We start from the raw sequence: 21135 nt of genomic DNA, 5'->3' as shown, positions 1-21135 counted from the left end.
TGAGCCAGGAGAAAGGATCGCAGAGCGCCTGTTTCGGCGTTGGGGATGACTTGAATCCGGCACCGACCGAATCCTTTTGGCTGCATCTGTTCAACCGCCACTGCGACGAGAGCCTTGCCAGCAGCCCCGCGTCCGCGCTTCCCAGGCCGAACGCCGCCAATCATGGTCGCATCCACTTCGACATCGCCGGACAGCCGATCATGCTCGGCGTGACCAATGGCGGAGCGGAAGCGGTGAAGCATCGCCCAGGCAGTCTGGTAGGAGCCGAATCCAAGAAGGCGATGGAGGGTCTTGGCGGACACCCCGTTCTTCGGCGCCGTCATGTGCCAGGCGGTCGCGAACCATACCGTAAGGGGTGTTTTCGTGTGATGAAAGAGGGTGCCTGCTGTGGCAGACACCCGGCGCCGACATACCTTGCACCACCATCGGTTATCGCTCATACGCCACCCCGCATTGCCAGAGCATTCTGGACACGAAAAGCCTCCGGCCAACGGAGCCAATCAAGATAGTCGAGGCAAGCGGCATCATCAGGGAACCAGCCGAGAAAGTCTGCGTAGTTCTTGGAGTAATCCTTGCCGGCCACTGGCCGATGTCGCAGCTTCGGGCTCTCCATCCAAGAATGCTAGCATCGCCGCATTTGTATGGATACCCCACTTAATTTATGCCTCTGAACCATTTTCAGTCCGCGAGCCATTACGACTTATTCACATTCCAGTTGGTCGTAGGTCGACAACATATGTCCCGCAGGGACGGTATTTAGCCGGACCTTGCCGACAATGACCCGCTTGCCACAGCGGCGGGAAAGTGTCCCTTGCAAGAAACGAGAGTTGAACCTGTATTGCTGCGAATCATGATGCTGCGCATGCAGTTCGCCGGTTTTCCGGGAGCAAGGTGGCATAGGTGTGCTGTAAAAAAACATACATAAAAAAAGCGCAACATCCCGAACTCTACTGGCTAGTCGAGCAGGGAAATCACATCGGCCGTTTGATGTGTAGTGAGACAGCGTTACGGGTTCCGGACGGAAGCTGTTGTGGTGAATCGGGCTAGCGGGGAGAGCGGCATCGCCAGGGCGCGATGTCATCCGATTTCCTGGCCCGCCCCCCGGTTTCGGCCTTTGTTGGATAACGCCTCGGACCTGGACGGATACGCGACGACGATAACGCGCCTGCACGCAGGCCGCCATGGAATTTGCATCTTCACGATGCAAGGAAGTGATGACAAATCATAATCAGTGGCTGTTCCGGCAGCAGCTTTCAGTTGTGTCGCTGACCAAAAGCCTGCTCGACCCTTTTGTGGCTGTGCTGGTGCTGATCGGCTGCACGCTGTATTTCGAAGAACCCTTCCGCGGGCCGTATCCCATCCTGGCCCTGATCGTCTTCACCCTGACCTTTCCCGGCAAATGGCCCGAAGTCACCCTGCGCGCCTTCTGGAACGAAGTCGTCATACCCTGGTTCTTCTTGTCCGGCCTGATCCTGCTGTTCGGTTATTCTACCGGCTATCTCGATCATTTTCCGCCTGATCTGGTTCTGGCGTGGGTGCTCGCCACCCCTGTTGCCATGTGGGTTGCGCATCGCATCACACGCAAGCTGCTGCCGCGTTTACTGCTGCTGGAAGGCGGGCGCCGCCGCGCCCTCATTGTCGGCGCGGGGCATCTGGGCACGGAATTGCGCGGGCGCTTTGCTAACGACCTCGCGCTGGGGGTGGATGTGGTCGGCTTTTTCGACGACCGGACAATCGAGCGCACCCAGCTCGCCAACCCGAAACAACTGCTGGGGCGGCTGATCGACATACCCGACTACGTCAACCGCAACGGCATCGACCTTCTCTACATCACTCTACCCATGGCCGCGCACCCGCGCACCCTGAGCCTGCTCGACGCCCTGCGCGACACCACCGCATCGGTCTATTTTGTGCCGGACATTTTCGTCTCCGACCTTATCCAGGCGCGTGTCGATCACATTCACGGCATGCCCGTCGTCGCCCTCACCGAATCGCCCACCCTCGGCGTCAGCGGCATCGGAAAGCGCATCAGCGACGTTGTCATCGCCAGCCTCATCCTGCTGATGATCTGGCCGCTGCTGCTCATCCTGGCCGTCGGCGTCAAGCTGTCCTCGCCTGGCCCCGTCATCTTCAAGCAGCGGCGCTACGGCCTCGACGGCCAGGAAATTCTTGTTTACAAATTTCGCTCCATGACTGTGTGCGAGGACGGCGGCATCATCAACCAGGCCAGCCGCTGCGACATCCGCATTACCCCCTTCGGCGCCTTCATCCGCCGCACCTCGCTCGACGAACTGCCGCAGTTCATCAACGTCCTGCAGGGTCGCATGAGCGTCGTCGGCCCGCGCCCCCACGCCGTTGCCCACAACGAGCAGTACCGCAAGCTCATCAAGGGCTACATGCTGCGCCACAAGGTCAAACCCGGCATCACCGGCTGGGCGCAGGTCAACGGCCTGCGTGGCGAAACCGAAACCCTCGACAAGATGCGCGCCCGCGTCCAGTACGACATCGATTACATGCGCAACTGGTCGCTCGTGTTCGACCTCATGATCATAAGCAAAACGCTTGCTGTCGTCTGGCGCGACCAGAGCGCGTATTAGCAGATCAATCCGTTGCACATCCGTTCCGGCCTGCGCTGGAACGTATGAAACATCCGGAAACGCGCGACATGGCTTGGGCATTGACAGCGGCCGCACCTCGTATTGCTACAAATTTGAAACCGTCTCGTAACATTCGCGCCACATACTGGCCAACAATCCGGATGAAGAGGAAAACGATAATGCGCGATTTCAGGAAGATATATATACCGTTGTTGATTGCGGCACTGGTTGTCGGCTGCGGCGATGGCAAGAAGGAGGCGGCTGCTGGCGAAAAAGCCCCGACGCAGGTCGCGGCCAGGGTCAACGGCACCGAGCTGACGGTGCATCAGGTGAATTATGCGCTGCAGCGCATTCCCAATCTGGATAGTGAGCAATCCAGGCCAGCTTCGCTGCAGGTGGTGCGCAACCTGGTGGATCAGGAAGTGCTGGTGCAGCAGGCGCAGACCGACAAGCTGGACCGCGACCCCACGGTGGTGCAGGCGCTGGATGCGGCGCGCCGCCAGATCCTGGCCGAGGCCTATATGGGCCGCAAGCTGGGTACGCCGGCCGAGCCGAGCGAAGCCGAGGTGACCGGCTATTTCAGCACGCATCCGGAACTGTTTTCCAGGCGCAAGGTGTATCGCCTGCAGGAAATCTCGATCAAGGCGCCGAAAGAGAAACACGACGCGATTCGCGCGCAGTTGACCGCCTCCAAAACGCTGAACGATTTTGCCGCATGGCTGAAGGCTGAAAACCTGCCGGCGAAAGCGGCGCAGGGCGTGAAGCCGGCCGAGCAGTTGCCGCTGGCAATTCTGCCCAAACTGGCCGAAATGCCGGACGGTCAGGCGATGGTGGTGAACGCGCCGGATGGCCTGCTGGTGATCGTGCTTGCCGGTTCGCAGGCGCAGCCGGTGACGCTGGAGCAGGCCAAGCCCGCGATCACGCGCCTGCTGCAGACGCAGACACGCCAAAAGGCGGCCAAGGACGAGCTGGATGCGCTGAAGGCTGCTGCCAGGATCGAATATATGGGCGAGTTCGTCGATGCGGGCAAGGAAGCACCTGCTCAGACAGCCGTCGCACCGACGGAAAAAATCGCTTCCGATGCTGACGCCGATGCGATCAGCAAAGGGATTTCCGGCCTGAAATAATCTGACGGGCGCGGCGACAAACCGCGCCCGTTTTTAGCCATGTTCCCCCTATTCGTTCGCAGCCTGCCGTTCGGGCTATATATCGTCATGCTGGTGCTGGAAGGTCTGTTGCCCGACTGGGCGCCCGGCTTCGACGTGCGCTGGCTGTATCCGGTGAAGGCCGGATTGGTGACGCTGGCGCTGGCGGTACTGTGGCGCCATTACGCCGAACTCAGGTCGTATGGTCTGCCGGTAAGGCACCTGCTGCTGTCGGTCAGTGTGGGCGTCGTGGTGCTGGTTCTGTGGGTCAATCTCGACGCCAGTTGGATGCTGCTCGGCGAGCCGGGCGAAGGCTACAACCCCACCGACGAGGCTGGCCGCCTCGACTGGATGCTGGTCGCGTTCCGCATTGCCGGTGCCGTGCTGGTGGTGCCGGTCATGGAAGAACTGTTCTGGCGTTCGTTTATTCAGCGCTGGGTACAGCAGCCCGATTTTCTGAACCTGCATCCAGCGAGGATTGGCCTGAAGGCGCTGCTCATCACCAGCGCGCTGTTTGCCGTCGAACACCTGCAATGGCTGGCCGGGCTGATCGCCGGACTGGCGTATGGCTGGCTGTATATCCGCACGCGCAACCTGTGGGCGCCCATCATTGCGCATGCCGTCACCAACGGCGCGCTGGGCGCTTACGTGGCGGCCACAGGCCAGTGGAGTTTCTGGTGAGCAATCTGCTGCCGTACGCAAGCATTGTGCTGGGCGCGCTGCTGGCCCTGCCTGCGCAGGCGAAGGAGGGTGACACCTTTCGCCCGTTCGTCTCCTACACCCGCAATTACGACAGCAATCTGTTTCGTCTCGCCGAGAGCGAATATGCATTGGTGCCGCAGCGATCCGACCAGTATGGCGTGCTCAGCGCCGGGCTGAATATGGACTGGCAGCCGGGGCGCCAGCGCATCATCGCCAGTGCGAGCAAAAATCAGGTACGTTTTGCGCGTAACACCCAGCTGGATTACGACGGCTCGGATTATCAATTGAAATGGAACTGGCGGCTGGGCAACCACTGGTCGGGCCAGGTGGGCGCAACCGAGAGCGTCACGCAAAGCAGCTTCAGTGATCTGGTGGGCCTGCGTATCAACAACCAGATCACCCGCGACAACCGGTTTGCCAGTGCCGACTGGCAGTTTCATCCGCGCTGGAATGTGGGGCTGGGCGCGGCAGCGGCCACGTTGACCAACAGCACCGTGCAGCAGGCGCCGCTGGATTATGAAGATCAAAGCGTTTCGGCCACGCTGGGTTATGCCACACCCAAGGGCAGCAAGCTGCGCGGCCAGATGCTGCGCGTGGAGGGCGAATACCCCCACCGCTTGCCAAACACGTTCGTCGACCGCACCTATACGCAGACTGAATACAACCTTCTGGGCGACTGGAACGTAACCGGCAAGGTGGTTGCGCACGCGAAAGCGGGTTATGTGAAACGCGAGAACGATACGCTGGCACAGCGTGATTTTTCCGGTTTGGCGGGGCGACTGTCGGCCGATTATTTTCCAACCGGAAAAACCGCTCTGAACTGGGCGCTCTATCGTGAAATCGCAAACTCGGACGATCTCAACGCCACCTATCAATTGAACACCGGAACCAGCCTCGGCGCAGCCTGGCGGGCCACCGAAAAAATCACCCTGCGCGCAGGCGCCACGTTTGAGAACCGCAGCTTCCAGGGCGATACCGGACTGGTTGTGCCGGGCCTTCAACAGCGCGATGAGGACACCCTGGGAGGCTCGCTGTCGATGCGTTATGCCCCTGTGCGCATGGCCATAATCGATGTCGGCCTGCTGGCCGGGCGTCGCGATTCCAATATGACTGCCAACGATTACAACTTTCACGGGGCCTTTGTTAGTGTTCGGGCAGATTTTTAAGGAGGCCATGAACAAGTCGTCATTGCGAGGAGCATGGCCGCGCGGCAGGCACACGTGTCCTTCAGGGTGCGCCATGTGGTTGTAGACCAAGCGCTGGATCGCCAGTTTTCGACTGGTTATGCAGCACACAATTTCAAGTAAGGGCGCGGCAGCCATTGCAGTTGCCGCCGAATGGAGAGAACGATGATCGGGTTGTGGCGTAGTGTTTTGATGATGTGCGCGTTGCTGCTCGCGGCGCCCGCATGGAGCGCGGATAACGACTACCGCATGGGCACCGGCGATGTGTTGCGCATCACGGTGTATGGCCAGCCGGAACTCGCCACCGAAGCGCGCGTGGGCGAAAGCGGCAACATCACGTTTCCGCTGATCGGCAACGTCAGGCTGGCCGGCGCCACGCCCGCCCAGGGCGAAGCCGAAATCGCGCAGCGCCTGAGCAAGGGCGGTTTCATCCTCGAACCCTTCGTCACTCTCAATGTGCTGCAATACCGCAGCCAGCAGATTTCGGTGCTGGGACGGGTCAACCGGCCCGGCAAATTCGCGCTGGAAAAAGTCAGCCGCGTCTCCGATGCGCTGGCGCTGGCCGGCGGCATCATCGCCGACGGCGCCGACACCGTTACCCTGGTGCGCACGCGCGACGGCAAGCCCGAATACCGCGATATCGACGTGATCGCGCTGTTCAAGCCAGGCGGCGAAGCCAGCAACGTCCTGGTACAGGACGGCGACATCATCAACGTGGCGCGCCAGCCGATGTTCTACATCTACGGCGAAGTACAGCGTCCCGGCGCGTTCCGTCTGGAACAGAACATGAGCGTGGTGCAGGCCCTGTCGATGGGCGGCGGCGTGACCGCACGCGGCACTCAGAAAGGCATCAGGATTCTGCGCCGCGACGCCAGCGGCGGCATGCAAGAGCTGGACACCCAGCTGGCCGATCTACTGAAAAAAGACGATGTGGTCTACGTCAAGGAAAGCCTGTTCTAAGGGATCCCCGCAATGACTTTTACCCAATTCCTACTGATTCTGAATGCGCGCAAGTGGATCATCCTCGGCGTGCTGTTGCTCACCGTCGCGGCGACCGCGACAGTTAGCCTGTTATTGCCCAAGGAGTACACGGCGACTACCACGCTGATCATCGATTCCAAGAGCAAGGATTCCTTAACCGGCCAGATGTTGCCGTCGCAGATGTTTCCCGGCTATATGGCCACGCAAATCGAAATCATCAACAGCCAGAACGTGGCCGGTAAAGTGGTGAGCGAGCTGAAGCTGGCCAACAACCCCGGCACCCGCGAACAGTTCATGCAGGCAACCCATGGCCAGGGCTCGATCGAGCAGTGGCTGGGCGCCCTGCTGCTGCAAAAGCTGAGCGTCGAGCCTTCGCGCGAGTCCAGCATCATTTCCATCGGCTTCACCGGCAGCGACCCGCGGTTTGCCGAGATCGTGGCCGACGCCTTTGCCAAGTCCTACATTGAAACCAGCCTCGACCTGCGCGTGGCGCCGGCCAAACTGACCGCCGCCTGGTTCGACCAGCAGATCGTCCAGTTGCGCGAGAAACTCGATCAGGCCCAGCAGAAGCTCACCGCCTATCAGCGCGAAAAAGGCCTGGTCGAATCCGAAGAACGGCTCGACGTCGAAACCCGCCGCATGACCGACCTGGCCGGACAGATGGTCGCCGCGCAATCGGCGTCGTACGATGCCAGCTCGCGCACGCGCGATAGCAGCAACCTGCCCGAAGTCATCAACAGCCCCGTGGTGCAAAGCCTTAAATCGCAAGTGGCGCAGGGTGAAGGCAAGCTGGCCGAGCTGGCCAAGCGCGTGGGTGCGAGCCATCCTGACTTGATTCGTCTTCAGGCCGAGGTGAACACCTACAAGATCAAGCTTGCCAATGAGCTCAGTACTGCGTCGCGCGGTGTCGGCGCCACTGCCGGCGCGGCACGCCAGCGCTTCAACGAACTCTCCGGTGCTTTCGCCCGGCAAAAAACCAACGTGCTGGAACTGAAACAGCAGCGCGAAGAAGCCACCCTGCTGGCGCGCGATCTCGAAAACGCCCAGCGCATCTACGATTCGGCCCTGCAGCGCTATGGCCAAAGCCGCATGGAAGCGCAGTCCACCCAGACCGACATTGCTGTGCTGAACCCGGCCATCGCGCCCACCCAGGCGTCCAAGCCGCGCGTCCGGTTCAATGTGTTGCTGGCGGTGTTTTTTGGCACCCTGCTGGGCGTCAGCCTGGGATTTTTGATCGAATTGCTGGACCGGCGCGTGCGTTCCGGCCAGGACATCATGGGTGGGCTGGAGATTCCGGTGCTGGCCGAAGTGTCGAAAAATGGCCGCCTGTTCGAAGCCCTGCGCCGCCTGTTTTATCGCAACCGTACCGCGATGGCTTGACGTACCCCCACACCGCATAAGCCGAGGTTTATATGAATTTACCCAACAGTGCCAGCGAGCAGGGCAGCATCGTCGAGGCGGCCACCAGCATCCGCGCCGACTCCCATATCGGCAAGCTGTTGCAGGATGCCGGCAAGCTCAAGCCGCAGGACATGGAACGCGTGCTCAAACTGCAACAGGAGCAGAACCTGCGTTTTGGCGAGGCCGCGCAAAAACTCGGCCTGGTGGCCGAGGCCGACATCCAGCAGGCGCTGTCGCACCAGTTTGAATATCCCTATATCCCCGCCGCCGAGGCGGGCCTCAGCCCCGACCTCACCGTCGCCATAGCACCCTACAGCAAGCAGGCCGAAGCCCTGCGTTCGGCGCGCTCGGAATTGCTGTTGCGCTGGTTTAACGATGGCCGTAAAACGCTGGGAATTGTCAGCGCGCGCGCCGACGAAGGGGCCAGCTATCTGGCCGCCAACCTGGCGGTGCTGTTCGCGCAAATGGGGCGCAAGGTATTGCTGATCGACGCCAATATGCGGCAGCCGCGCCAGCATGAAATTTTCAACCTGGGCAACGGCATGGGATTGTCCGACATCCTGGCCGAACGCGTGCCTTCCGTGCAGGCACATGCAGTCAAGTCGTTTCCGACCCTGACCGTGCTGCCCGCCGGATCGCCGCCGCCCAACCCGGCCGAACTGCTGGTGCGCCCAAGCTTTGGCGCGTTGCTGTCCGGGCTGGAAACCAGCTACGACATCATTTTGCTGGATGCCGCGCCGTCGCAGCTCAGTTCGGATTTTCAGGTGGTTGCGGCGCGCGCGGGCGGCATGCTGATTGCCGCCCGCCGCAACGTCAGCCGCCTGGCCGCACTGACCGAGCTGAAAGAAAAAATCATGCACACCGGCGCGCAGGTTGTCGGTGCCGTCGTTCTGGATTGACACCATGAGCACACTTGCCCCGCGCGTCTCCACGCTCAACGCCCTGGCCCCCCTTAAAGCCTGGTGGCCGATCCTGATCGGCTTGCTGGTGCTGTACGGCCCCACTTACTGGATGCTGGCGCACGGTTTGTGGAATACCGACGAATACGCACACGGCCCCATCATTCTGGTGGTCACCCTGTTCCTGATCTGGCAGCAGCGGGCCGTGTTCATGGCTGGCGCCGGCGTCCCTCCCACGCGCGTCGAGGCGGCAACCGGTTGGGTTTTTCTGGTTTTTGGCTTGCTGGCCTATGCCGTGGGACGCTCGCAGGACATTCTGCTGATGGAAGTCGGCTCGCAGATTCCGGTCATCCTCGGCGCGCTGCTCGTCACCCTGGGCGTGCGCGCTGCGCGCGCCTTGTGGTTTGCGTTGTTCTTCCTGCTGTTCATGATCCCGTTGCCGGGCTTTGTGGTCGATACCGCCACCGGCCCGCTCAAGCAATACATTTCGGTGATCGCCGAACAGGCGCTGTATATGGCCGGCTATCCCGTCGCGCGCAGCGGCGTCATGCTCACCGTCGGGCAGTATCAACTGCTGGTGGCCGACGCCTGCTCCGGTCTGCATTCCATGTTCAGCCTGTCGGCCATGGGGCTGCTGTATCTGTACCTGATGGAGCGCACCAGCGCCGCGCGCAACCTCATCATCATGGCCGCCATTCTGCCGATTGCCTTTGCCGCCAACGTGGTGCGCGTCATGGTACTGATCTTGGTGACCTACCATCTGGGCGACGAGGCAGGGCAGGGTTTCCTGCACGACTTTGCCGGCATCATGCTGTTCGTTTTCGGCCTGCTGTTTTTGTTTGCGCTGGACGGGGTGCTGGGTTTCATCTTCCCCGACCGCCGGCGCGCCCGCGCACAGGTCTGATTTCATGTGGATGCAATCGAACGGGCGCACACTTTCTCACTTTGGGCGCAGCGCCCTGGTTTCTGGAGGCAAGACATGAAACTCATCAGCTTCAAGCACCTCGTTATCGGCGTCTGCATGTTTGCTGCAGCAGGCATGGCGCTGGCGCTCAAGCCCACGGCCCAACTTGCTGACAGTGAGCAGATCAATCTGGAAACCCTGATTCCGGCACGGTTCGGCGACTGGAACATCGACGAAACCATCGCCACCCTGCTGGTCACGCCCGAACTGCAAAAAGTCATTGAGGAAACCTACAGCCAGACGCTGTCGCGCACCTACGTCAACGGCGCGGGCAAGCGCATCATGCTGTCGGTGGCTTATGGCGGCAGCCATGGCGAAGGCATGCAGACCCACCGTCCCGAGGTGTGTTATCCGGCGCAGGGGTTCCAGGTAGTCAAGGACACCCAGCCTGACGTGCTGAGCACGCAATATGGCGAATTACCGATCAAGCGCCTGGTGGCAGCGCAGGGCGCGCGCAATGAACCGATCACTTACTGGGTGGTGGTGGGCGACCAGCAGACCCAGTTCGGGTTGCGCATGAAACTCGCGCAAATGCGCTACACCCTTACCGGGGTGATACCCGACGGCATGCTGATACGCGTCTCATCGATCGATCGGGACGAACAGGGCGCCTACGAAGATCAGACCGACTTCATTCGGGCGATGCTCGCATCCCTGCGCGATACCGAGCGGGGGCGCCTCACCGGAAAATTTGATTCATGACGCGAACATACCGGGCAGGATCAAGAAAGACTCTTTCACCGTTACGTACTGTTCCTTGCAATGACCCTGGAAACACGGGTCGACAGTAGGTCGGGAACACCTTCCCGACGCAACGGACTGCCGAATCGGGATTTGTTATTTTCCAAATAAACCAGACGGAACCATCATGACAAAAAAAGCCCTCATCACCGGCGTCACCGGCCAGGACGGCGCTTATCTTGCCGAATTTTTGCTGGAAAAAGGCTACGAAGTCCACGGCATCAAGCGCCGCACCTCGCTGTTCAACACCGATCGCATCGATCACCTGTACGAAGGCCCCGAAGTTAAAACCCGGCGCTTCGTGCTGCACCACGGCGACCTCACCGATTCCTCCAGCCTGATCCGCATCATCCAGCAGGTGCAGCCCGACGAAATCTACAACCTCGCCGCGCAAAGCCACGTTGCCGTCAGCTTTGAAGAGCCGGAATACACCGCCAATTCCGACGCCCTCGGCGCCCTGCGCATCCTCGAAGCCATCCGCATCCTCGGCCTGGAAAAGCAGACCCGCTTCTATCAGGCGAGCACCTCTGAACTGTTCGGCCTGGTGCAGGAAACCCCGCAGAAGGAAACCACGCCGTTTTACCCGCGCAGCCCCTACGCCTGTGCCAAGCTCTACGCCTACTGGATCACCATCAACTACCGTGAAGCCTACGGCATGTATGCCTGCAACGGCATTCTGTTCAACCACGAGTCCCCGGTGCGCGGCGAAACCTTCGTCACCCGCAAGATCACCCGTGCGCTCGCCCGCATCAAGCTCGGTCTGCAGGAGTGCTTGTTTCTGGGCAACATGTCGGCCCGCCGCGACTGGGGCCACGCCAAAGACTACGTCGAAATGCAGTGGCTGATGTTGCAGCAGGAGCAGGCTGAAGACTTCGTCATCGCCACCGGCGTGCAATACAGCGTGCGTGATTTCGTTGATGCCGCCGCCAAAGAACTCGGCATGGCCATCCGCTGGGACGGGCAGGGCATTGACGAAAAGGGCTACGACGCCAAAGGCAAATGCATTGTCGCCGTTGATGCGCGCTACTTCCGTCCCACCGAAGTCGAAACCCTGCTGGGTGACCCCAGCAAGGCCAAACAGAAACTCGGCTGGACCCCCAGGATCAGCTTTGCCGAGCTCGTCGCCGAAATGGTGCGCGAAGACCTCAAAGCCGCCGAGCGCGACGAACTGGTCAAAAAGCATGGTTACAAGGCCATGGACTACCACGAATAAGCCCATGGACCTGAACGCCAAACTCTACATCGCCGGCCATCGCGGCCTCGTCGGTTCGGCCCTGATGCGCAATCTGCGCGCCAAAGGCTACGAGAACTTCGTCACCCGCACCCACGCCGAGCTCGACCTCACCAGCCAGGCCGCGGTCGAAGCCTTCTTCGATCAGGAAAAGCCTGACTACGTCTTTTTAGCCGCAGCCAAAGTCGGCGGTATTCACGCCAACAACACCTATCCAGCCGAATTCATCCGCGACAACCTCGCCATCCAGACCAACATCATCCACGCCGCATACAACAACAAGGTCAAGCGCCTGCTGTTTCTGGGCTCCAGTTGCATCTACCCCAAGCTCGCGCCGCAGCCGATGAAGGAGGAGCACCTGCTGACCGGTCCGCTGGAACCGACCAACCGTCCCTATGCGCTGGCCAAGATCGCCGGCATCGAGATGTGCTGGAGCTACAACCGGCAGTACGGCACCCAGTACCTGGCCGTCATGCCGACCAACCTGTACGGCCCCGGCGACAACTACCACCCGGAGAATTCCCACGTCATCCCTGCGCTGATTCGTCGGTTTCACGAAGCCCGGGTCAGCAACGCGCCAACGGTCACCGTCTGGGGCACCGGCACGCCCAAACGCGAGTTCCTGTACAGCGAAGACATGGCCGACGCCTGCGTTTATCTGATGAACCTGCCCGATGCGCAATTCATCCCGCTTCTGGGCCAGGACAGAAACGACGGCCTGCCGCCGTTGATGAACATCGGCGTGGGGCACGATCTCACCATCCGCGAACTTGCGGAAACCGTGGCGCGTGTCGTGGGCTACCCGGGCGCACTCGAATTCGATACCGCGAAACCGGACGGTACCCCGCGCAAGCTGATGGATGTGGGTCGTCTGAATGCGATGGGGTGGAAAGCTGCGACCGACATGCGAAGCGGTCTGGCTGCGGCCTACCGGGATTTTCTTGCGACAAACACATGACCAAGATGCCCATCCTCCGCAGAACGGAAGCGCCTGCAGGGTGGGTCATGCTTCGTCATGGGTAGCTCCCTAAGCAAAACCCTCCACGGCATCGGATGGGGTGGGCTGTCCACGGTCGTGAACGTCCTGTTCCAGCTGGTGTTCATGGCCGTCATGGCGCGCCTGCTCGATCCGGTGCACTTCGGTTTGATTGCCATCGCCAATGTCATGCTGCGGTTTCTGACATATTTCGCCCAATTGGGCGTTGGGCCCGCCCTCATTCAAAAACCCGAACTCATAGACGGCGATGTTCGGGCAGCGCTCAGCGTGTCCCTGAGCATTTCGGCACTCTGCACGGTCATCGCAATCGTCGCTGCTCCTTTCATTGCCGATTACTTTGTCATGCCGATGCTGGCGCCAGTTATTCAAGCCCTGTCGGTCAACTTCCTGCTGGGTGGCCTGTCGGCCGTGTCCTTGAGCCTGCTGCGCCGCGAAATGCGCTTCAAGCACATTGCCATCATCGAAAGCAGCGCCTATGTGGTGGGCTATGGTCTGGTCGGCATCACCCTGGCCTATTTTGGCTTTGGCGTATGGGCACTGGTGGGGGCCGTCCTGTCGCAAAGCACGCTCAGCGCATCCCTGGCCTATCTGTTCAGCCGCCACGAATTCGGCTGGCGTCATCACAAACAGCAACGCGTCCATTTCTTCAAGTTTGGCGCCCGCTACTCGCTCATCGGCTTTATTGAATTCCTGAGCGGCAGTCTCGATTCGCTCATCATCGGCAAATTCTTCGGCACCGCCGCAGCGGGTATATACGGACGTGCATCACTTCTGAGCAACCTGCCTGTTCAGCAGCCTGCCAACATCATCACGCGTGCCCTGTTCCCCGTCATCAGCCGGCTGGGCGACCAGCGGCAAATCGCCAGCCTGCAAATCAGCGTGCTGGTGCTGGGAAGTTACGCGTTCGCCATCACCCTGGGCATGATCGCTGCAGCGCCCGATATCGTCAGCGTGCTGCTCGGCGACAAATGGCTCGAAGCCATCCCCATCCTGCAGATTCTTGCACTGGCTGTTGCACCGCAATACCTGTCGCACCTGGTCGGCGTCACCCTGGATGCCATGGGCGCACTCAAACCCAAACTGCGCATTCAGGCCGGCGTGCTGGCATTGCAGATCGCGGCGTTTGTCCTGTTGTTGCCCTACGGCGTGCTGGGTATTGCCGGCGCCATTGTGCTGGCCGAATGGACGCGTTTCATCTTGATGACCGGTGTGATCATCCGACTGCTGCATCCGCCGATGCATGAATTCCGACTGATTCTGACGGTCATGCTGCTGGCCGGGCTGAGCTCGTTCGGCCTGATCTGGCTGGCAGCCCATGCCCTGCCGCCTGAAGTGCCACGCTGGCTGCATCTATTGCTTGAAATCATTGCGGGCGGGGTTGCCTTGGTAGGCGTCTCGTGGGTCAGCCGTAAAGCCTTGAGCCGATTACCGGTTGTTGGCGAGCTGGCTCGGCGCTTGCCGCGTCTGGGGCGTTTCATCCCCGCTTCCAAACTTAACTAATAACCTGAACGATCATGAAACACGCCCTGCGTCTGTTTTATCTGCCCAACGAAGGTGCTGAAGGTGACCAGGTCGGCCCACGCCACGCATTTGAACGCGCACTTGCCGAAGGTAACCTCAGCGCATATCAAGCCTATTCGTATCTGGCGCGTGCCAAAGTGCTGGGCGATCACCGGCTGGCTTTGGAAGAACTACTGAACACCGCACGCGAATTTGCGCCCGACGTGATCTTTGTTCAGCACATTAATGACAGATATCGAGTCGATCAGACTTACCTGAAGCAACTTAAAGCGATCCCGAGCAAACCCAAATTGGTGGTGTGGGAAGGTGACGCTTACGGACAATTCATCAAAACGATGAGTGCTACTTTGAAGGCGGTGATGGCCGAATCCAATCTTGCTTTTCTAGTCGGGCTTGGCTATTTGGCCGAGGCGGTTCGTAAGGCAGGCGCGCCTAAAATCAGGCTGGCACCGCATTCCTACGACAGCGTGCGCTTCGATCTGCCTTGGGAGCCAGCTCGGCAACGCTCGCTGGATGCAGTGATGATCGCCAATCTGCATAACATCAAGCGTATCCCGGGCTTGCATCTACCAGGGGGCAGACAACGCAAGCAACTGGCGAACGCGTTTCATCAAAGCCTGGGTGAGCGCTTTGCTGTTTATGGCGGTGGAACGGGTTGGCAGGGCAAGTCATATGCTCGCGGCCCAATTCCATTTCATGAGCAGGGTGACAAGATTCGCAGCGCCTGGATGAGTGTGACCTGGGATCAATTTCCTGCCCTGCCGATGTATTCTTCCGACCGCCTGCCCATCAGCCTGGCATGTGGCGTGCCGCACCTCACCAATTACCAGTCTGGATATGAACGGGTGTTTGGTGGCATTCCGGGTTTGTACTGGTTTCACACACCAAAAGAAGCAGTCGATATCGCACTGTATCTACTTTCCATGCCGGTGGATCGGCGGATGGAGCTTGGCATGGCCGCCGCCGAGCATATGCGCCGCCATTTTCATGCCGACAAGGTTTATGGCGACATGCTGCAAATCATAAAAGATGAGCTGTTCCCGGAACGGGAGCTTGTCAGAGCCTAGCCATGCGTATCGGAATTGCCGGCCATATAGCTACAGATAGCATTGCCCACTTTATACATGGCGATGTATCTGATTTGCCACGAGGTTATTACGGTGCACCCCTGCTCGGCACCCTGATCGGTGCGCTGCTCGAACGCGGCCACAACATCGTCGCCTACACCACTTCGTCCGATATGCAACCGTCGACGCGCGTTAGCGTCAGTGGTGATCGCTTCAAAATCACCTATTGTTCCGCACGTCCCCGTGCATTCCGTTACAGCGAAGGGCGCTGGGGCCGTGCGGCCGATGCCTTCAGGCACGAGCGCGTCGCCCTCAGTCAGGCCATGCAGAACGACGCCCCCGATCTGGTGCATGCCCACTGGAGCTACGAATTTGCCCTGGCTGCTATCGAAAGCGGTTTGCCGCATCTTGTAACCTGCCACGACGCCCCACAGGTTGTGCTGCGCCATTCCCCCGACCCCTATCGTCTGGTGCGTTACTTCATGGCGCGGCGTGTGCTGGATCAGGCACAGAACCTGACTGCTGTTTCTCCCTATCTCAAACAAAAGCTTGATAGCTACGCGCGCGTTCCGATCACTGTCGTCCCCAATCCGTTGCCAACACACCCGGCGCATCTTGCCGCATCTACCCGGCAATACGATCCTTTGCGTCCACGTATTGCCATGGTGCTCAATGGCTGGGGGGCACTTAAAAATCCGCAGCCTGCGCTGCGCGCCTTTGCTACGCTGCGTCGTGCCTTTCCTGCCGCCGAACTCAGCATCATGGGCAGCGACTATGGCCCGGGCGGCAAAGCCGAATCCTGGGCGCAGGCGAAAGGCTTAACCGATGGCGTGCATTTCATGGGGCCGCAGCCTTATCCTGTTTTGCTTGCCAAACTGGCCGAGTCCGACCTTTTACTGCACCCATCACTGGAAGAAACCTTTGGCATGTCGATTGCCGAGGCCATGTCCTTGGGTGTGCCCGTAGTGGGCGGGGAAACAAGCGGCGCTGTACCTTGGGTGATTGGAGAAAGTGGGCTCTTGGTGGATGTGCGTTCTCCGCAAGCCATCGTCCAGGCCGCCCTGGAAATTTTGAATCAACCCAGAGCTTTGTGTGATTTGTCTGCGCGCGCTAAAGACGCCGCCTTGCAAAGATTTTCACCGGCTGCGGTGGTCGCCGCATATGAACGTTGTTACAAGCAGGCCTTGAACGAAGGATCCGCAAGGTGATGGGGTGTTTGCTGAGTGTGTTTGTCTTATTCAGCGCAGAAGCTGTATCGCCGGGCGATTCTGCGTTGAGAATTAAAAGGTTAGCTTTCGAATGATGCAGTACGCCTTCATCACGGCCTATTTTATGGTCGCCTTAATAATCCCGCTGGCCTTTATTGTCATGCTTTGGGGGTTGTTCCGCATCACAGGGCAGCGTGACCAAAGGATTTTATGGGGTGGGTTGATCGGTGTGCTTGGCTTCATCCCGGTGCTGACCGATATTCGTACGCCGCGCGGCGAATGGGTCAACGGAATTTTGCAGGATGTTTGGGTCCCCCCGGGCTTTGTCCAGTTTCTGGCACTGTGGGGTGCGCGTGGTTTGACCTATCTGATTCTCGCATTCAGCTTGATCGTGATAATCAAAAACCTTCAGGGCAAGCAGATCGACAAAAGACATGGCAGCGGATTGTTTATCGCATACCTGGCTCTTATTGCACCAGCATTCATCAGTGCAGTGGCGGGTACCCGGCCATCCTTTTCACATTTCATGACGCATGCGCCGCTGATTTTCACGTTGGCCTACCTGGCAAGGCCTTCAGCGGATTGGATGTGGTACGTCAGGCAGTTCAAGTTGGTGTTGCTGACCTATATATCTTTGAGTGCGTTGTTCGGCATTGTTGCGCCCACTTGGTCAACGGGCACCGCGCTTACCTTGATTCCAGGATTTGATTTTCGCTTGCATGGGATTTTTTCCCACTCCAACAGTCTAGGTATGGCCGCGCTGGTTTATCTGGTGCTGGATATGGCCGATGGCGCGGATCGCTCTCTATACCGGAAACTGGGCTGGCTCGTCAGTGTAGCGGTTCTGGTGGCCACACAGTCGAAGACAAGCTGGGCAGGGGCAGTGCTGGCCTATGGCGTTTTTTTCATCTACAAAATATCCGCGATGAAAACCAGCAAGGCAGGCCATTCCGCCACACCAGCCATTATTGGTGGATTGGTGATTTTGGTGGGCTTTGCGGGGGCAGTGTTGCTAGGGGGAGTGGGTGTGGAAGGCTGGTTCAAAGGCCTGAATGCAGAAAGCTATAGCAGCCTGACTTCACTGACAGGCCGGACCAATATTTGGGCGATCACCATTCATTCCTGGCAGGACAACCCAATTTTTGGTTATGGGCCAGGCTTGTGGGATGTGGAATACCGACTGAAATATGCGCCGCAGTACTTATATATTGTCGGCATGGCGCATAACCAGTTTTTCCAGACGCTGGGCGAATCGGGTGTGCTCGGTGTCATTGGCTTGTTCATTTATGTTGGTACGCTTATTACTCTCGGGGTGCGTTTTTTTACCGTAACCCGAGGTGTCTCGCTGGCGTTAGTGGTTGTCTTGATTGTACGTTCGGTCTCGGAAACGCCCTTCAGGAATCAGGCGCTTGATCTGATGTTTTTTATCCATCTTGCCGTATTCGTGCTGTTCCTGAGTCTGGCAGCCAATGCAGCAAAACCTGAGGATTCTGGGGTGACGAGATGACACTAGTTGAACTGCTTATCTTGGCGGGCAACCGGGTTCGTTGCGGCCTTCGCTCAAAAATAAAGCCTGTATGGGGCTTAGTGGTATGGCTGGCGCTGGTCATGCCCGCTTGGGCGCAGATGCTGGTGGTGAATCCATCCGGTGCGCATCCCGTCCCAGACAGTTATTTTGGCATGCATGTCCGTTGGGGCGCGACAACGCCTTACTGGCCCGCAGCGCGTTTTCACACTTGGCGCGTGATTACGGGTGAGACAACCTGGTACGGTCTGGAACCCCAACAAGGAATGTGGCGCTTCGAGTCGCTGGACAATGCTGTTGCGCGTGCGCAAGCCCACGGCGTAGAAGTGATGCTGACACTGGGCCAGACGCCGCCCTGGGCAGCTGCCCGTCCGCATGAAAAAGTGCCCAACGGCTGGGGGGCCTCGGCTGAACCCAAGAATATGGCGGATTGGGAAAATTACATCCGCACAGTCGCGACCCGCTACAAGGGAAAAATAAAATACTACGAACTGTGGAACGAACCTAGGTTTCGTGAGATTGACCCCTATCGAGCGGTTGCAGGATTTACGGGTACGGCTAAACAGATGGTTGAGATGGGAGCCATCGCCAAGCGTGTGCTGAATGAGGTGGACCCTGAAGCCATGCTGATTTCCCCTGCGGCGGACTCGGGGCTACCTGGCCTGAAGCGGCTTAAGGCCTGGTTGGATGCGGGAGGCGGCAAGGTCAGCGATGTCATCGCCTATCACATTTATGTCACCCCGCCCGAGCAGATCCCTGGTGTCGTTCATGCGTTGCGAAATTTGGTCAATCAATATGGCTTGAGCGGCGTCGAAATCTGGAACACCGAATCGGGCTTTGTGGTTGAGAGTCCGGACAGAGAAGCGAAGGTAACCGGATCGGAAGTGTTTGGCGAAGTGCTGAACGTCGAAAAAGGCGCCGCCTATGCGTCGCGCGCATTGATACTTGGGGCGGCAAGCGGCCTGGATCGTTTTTTCTGGTATTCGTGGGATATCCCCACCATGGCGTTGACAGAAGGCAAGGGCCGAACTATCACCCTAGCTGGAAATGCCTACATCAAAACCGAACGCTGGTTGCGCGGGGCAGCGATCAACGAGTGCCGCACGGCTGATGACAAATTGTGGATTTGCACAATGAACCGTGGTGAGCGAAAGGCGCGCCTGGTTTGGAACACAACCGGAACGCGTAACTGGATGGTGCCAGCCCAATGGCAAGCGCGGCAATATGAAACCTTGCTGGGTGGCATGACAAATGTTGATCAAAGCGGGCGCATTCGGGTGGATGAAGCGCCATTGTTGATTGTGTCGGATGACCTGGCCTGGGGGACCCCGTGAAGCAGCCAAACTTCAGAAGTCCCGATGGTTGGATAACAAGGAGTGGGGCGTAATGCTGGACACGACATTTCTGCGTTTCATCGCCGTCCTGTTGATCACGAATTCGCATCTGGACAAGCTCTACCCTGTTCCTGCCATGTCTACGGGTGGCCAACTGGGTAATTCGTTGTTTTTCATGCTGTCAGGTTTTGGGCTGGCAGCCAGCTATCGGAAGAAAGGCGATGTGTTCTGGCCTTGGCTGCAAAGGCGGCTGGCACGTATTTACCCTTCAGTGCTGCTGGTTGCGCTAACGGCAGCGGTTGTAACGGGCGCTGTGTTTGAGTGGGGCGTGACGGATTATGTGCGGCATCTGCTGTGGCCGACGGAGTATTGGTTTGTCGCGGCAATCGTCTGTTTTTATGTGCCGTTTTTTTGGCTCATGAAGCTTAGAAACAAAGCCGTCTTCTTGCAGCTCATCGCTTTGTTGTTCTTGCCTTACTTCTATTTCTATTTGACGACGCTCGACCTCAGTCATTTTTCGATTGAGGGTGGTTACTTCAAATGGATTTTCTATTTCCAGATCATGTTGCTGGGCGGGTTTTTGGCGAATCCGTTTCCCGGCAATGTGGCAGTTTTCTGGCCTGCGGTCATTGCAGGCGCGATTTTGATTGCATGGGTGTCTTTCAGTGGAGCGCGCTATTTGACAGCAAGGTCGCGTCCACAGAGCACGGTTGCGCTCGGTAAGGGGGTGAAATGAGCGCTCGGCCACCGCAGCTTGCAGTGCTGATGGCGTGCTATAACCGGCGCGCGATAACTGTGGAATGCCTGCAGCACCTGGCGATAACAGCCCAACGCGCCGGGGTCGATTACCAACTTTTTCTGTTTGACGATGGCTCAACCGACGGCACGGCGGAGGCGGTGCAGTCGCTGCTGCCTGATGCTGCCATCCTTCGCGGCGATGGCAGCTATTTCTGGAACCGCAGCATGAACCGCGCATTTGATGCTGCCATGCAGGTGGGTTTTCCGGCCTACCTTTGGCTGAACGATGACACGATGCTGCAACCCGATGCGTTTAGTCTGTTGCTCTCCGCGCGGGATTCGGCGGCACCCGATGAGGCAATCGTGGTGGGGGCGATCAGTGACCCCGTGAATGGACGGACAACTTATGGCGGGGCGCGGTATGTGTCTCCCCGCATTCGGCCATTTTTGGCGACGGTCGTGCACCCAGGCCCACAGCCACAGGACGTGGATGTAGTGAACGGAAACTTGGTGTTGGTTCCCGATGGCATTGCCCGCAAGCTCGGCAATCTTGATCCGGTGTTTGAACATGGCATGGGCGATACCGATTATTCGATGCGGGCGCGCAAGCTGGGCATCCGTATTGTGTTGACTGCCGGATATGTAGGCGTGTGTTCCCGCAATTCGTTGAAAGGAACACACCGCGATAAGGCGCTGCCTTTACAACAGCGACTGAAGCAGATTTTTTCGCGCAAGGGCTTGCCCTGGCGTTCGTGGCTGACGATGTGCTGGCGCCATGGCGGGATGTTATGGCCGGTGCATTTTTTGTGGGGATATACCAAGGTCATTCTGGGCCGTGCGTGATTTAGTCAGAAACGCTGATATGCGGTGTGCATAACGATCAATAAAAGTGGGTAGGGG

Annotated in this window: 18 protein-coding genes and 1 pseudogene; 18 read left to right on the top strand and 1 reads right to left on the bottom strand. The window is 58.9% G+C overall.

Annotated elements, in window-relative coordinates; translation table 11 throughout:
* Window positions 1–613: pseudogene (locus ABW22_RS17330) on the bottom strand (IS1595 family transposase); the annotation flags it as partial.
* Between the two features lie 601 nt (window positions 614–1214).
* On the opposite strand from ABW22_RS17330, the gene ABW22_RS11525 reads away from it, so the two are divergent.
* From ABW22_RS11525 to ABW22_RS11440, 18 genes are all read left to right on the top strand, one after another.
* Complete coding sequence (locus ABW22_RS11525; protein ID WP_059756612.1) at window positions 1215–2597, top strand: undecaprenyl-phosphate glucose phosphotransferase; 1383 nt, start codon at window positions 1215–1217, stop codon at window positions 2595–2597.
* Window positions 2598–2776: 179 nt separating this feature from the next.
* A complete protein-coding gene (locus tag ABW22_RS11520) occupies window positions 2777–3724 on the top strand; it encodes an EpsD family peptidyl-prolyl cis-trans isomerase (protein ID WP_059756608.1) in 948 nt (315 codons plus the stop codon).
* Between the two features lie 39 nt (window positions 3725–3763).
* Entirely contained in the window at window positions 3764–4423 is a 660-nt protein-coding gene (locus ABW22_RS11515; protein ID WP_059756605.1) for a CAAX prenyl protease-related protein, read from the top strand.
* A 26-nt stretch (window positions 4424–4449) separates the two neighbouring features.
* Window positions 4450–5610, top strand: a complete 1161-nt coding sequence (gene epsL / locus ABW22_RS11510) for an XrtB/PEP-CTERM-associated polysaccharide biosynthesis outer membrane protein EpsL (RefSeq protein WP_237763327.1) — start codon at window positions 4450–4452, stop codon at window positions 5608–5610.
* Window positions 5611–5793: 183 nt separating this feature from the next.
* On the top strand, window positions 5794–6588 hold the full coding sequence (epsE, locus tag ABW22_RS11505; protein WP_237763326.1) for a polysaccharide export protein EpsE: 795 nt from the start codon (window positions 5794–5796) through the stop codon (window positions 6586–6588).
* A 12-nt stretch (window positions 6589–6600) separates the two neighbouring features.
* Window positions 6601–7989 carry a chain length determinant protein EpsF gene (gene epsF, locus ABW22_RS11500; RefSeq protein WP_059756599.1) on the top strand — a complete coding sequence of 463 codons (1389 nt, stop codon included), beginning with the start codon at window positions 6601–6603 and terminating at the stop codon, window positions 7987–7989.
* A gap of 32 nt (window positions 7990–8021) precedes the next feature.
* Window positions 8022–8909 carry a chain length determinant protein tyrosine kinase EpsG gene (gene epsG, locus ABW22_RS11495; protein WP_059756597.1) on the top strand — a complete coding sequence of 296 codons (888 nt, stop codon included), beginning with the start codon at window positions 8022–8024 and terminating at the stop codon, window positions 8907–8909.
* A gap of 4 nt (window positions 8910–8913) precedes the next feature.
* Window positions 8914–9813, top strand: a complete 900-nt coding sequence (gene xrtB / locus ABW22_RS11490; protein ID WP_059756934.1) for an exosortase B — start codon at window positions 8914–8916, stop codon at window positions 9811–9813.
* 75 nt (window positions 9814–9888) lie between these two features.
* Complete coding sequence (gene epsI, locus ABW22_RS11485) at window positions 9889–10575, top strand: exosortase-associated protein EpsI, B-type (protein WP_059756594.1); 687 nt, start codon at window positions 9889–9891, stop codon at window positions 10573–10575.
* A 166-nt stretch (window positions 10576–10741) separates the two neighbouring features.
* A complete protein-coding gene (gene gmd, locus ABW22_RS11480) occupies window positions 10742–11827 on the top strand; it encodes a GDP-mannose 4,6-dehydratase (protein ID WP_059756590.1) in 1086 nt (361 codons plus the stop codon).
* A gap of 4 nt (window positions 11828–11831) precedes the next feature.
* Complete coding sequence (locus ABW22_RS11475; protein ID WP_059756587.1) at window positions 11832–12803, top strand: GDP-L-fucose synthase family protein; 972 nt, start codon at window positions 11832–11834, stop codon at window positions 12801–12803.
* A gap of 57 nt (window positions 12804–12860) precedes the next feature.
* Window positions 12861–14342, top strand: coding sequence for a lipopolysaccharide biosynthesis protein (locus tag ABW22_RS11470; protein ID WP_059756582.1), 1482 nt, complete (start codon window positions 12861–12863; stop codon window positions 14340–14342).
* A gap of 14 nt (window positions 14343–14356) precedes the next feature.
* Entirely contained in the window at window positions 14357–15430 is a 1074-nt protein-coding gene (locus ABW22_RS11465) for a glycosyltransferase (protein WP_059756579.1), read from the top strand.
* A 2-nt stretch (window positions 15431–15432) separates the two neighbouring features.
* The gene (locus ABW22_RS11460; RefSeq protein WP_082708768.1) at window positions 15433–16638 is read left to right on the top strand and encodes a glycosyltransferase family 4 protein; all 1206 of its coding nucleotides are present in this window, start codon (window positions 15433–15435) and stop codon (window positions 16636–16638) included.
* Window positions 16639–16729: 91 nt separating this feature from the next.
* Window positions 16730–18145 carry an O-antigen ligase family protein gene (locus ABW22_RS11455; protein ID WP_059756574.1) on the top strand — a complete coding sequence of 472 codons (1416 nt, stop codon included), beginning with the start codon at window positions 16730–16732 and terminating at the stop codon, window positions 18143–18145.
* The gene (locus tag ABW22_RS11450; protein ID WP_157648617.1) at window positions 18142–19497 is read left to right on the top strand and encodes an endo-1,4-beta-xylanase; all 1356 of its coding nucleotides are present in this window, start codon (window positions 18142–18144) and stop codon (window positions 19495–19497) included. Before ABW22_RS11455 ends, ABW22_RS11450 begins: the two co-directional genes overlap by 4 nt.
* A gap of 52 nt (window positions 19498–19549) precedes the next feature.
* Complete coding sequence (locus ABW22_RS11445; RefSeq protein ID WP_157648616.1) at window positions 19550–20233, top strand: acyltransferase family protein; 684 nt, start codon at window positions 19550–19552, stop codon at window positions 20231–20233.
* 29 nt (window positions 20234–20262) lie between these two features.
* A complete protein-coding gene (locus ABW22_RS11440; protein ID WP_162264486.1) occupies window positions 20263–21078 on the top strand; it encodes a glycosyltransferase family 2 protein in 816 nt (271 codons plus the stop codon).
* Window positions 21079–21135: the final 57 nt, after the last annotated feature.

Source organism: Thiobacillus denitrificans (assembly GCF_001530125.1).
Taxonomy (GTDB): Bacteria; Pseudomonadota; Gammaproteobacteria; order Burkholderiales; family Thiobacillaceae; genus Thiobacillus; species Thiobacillus denitrificans_C.
The sequence above is the reverse complement of the archived record's forward strand: the minus strand, read 5'-3'. Positions and strand labels throughout refer to the sequence as shown.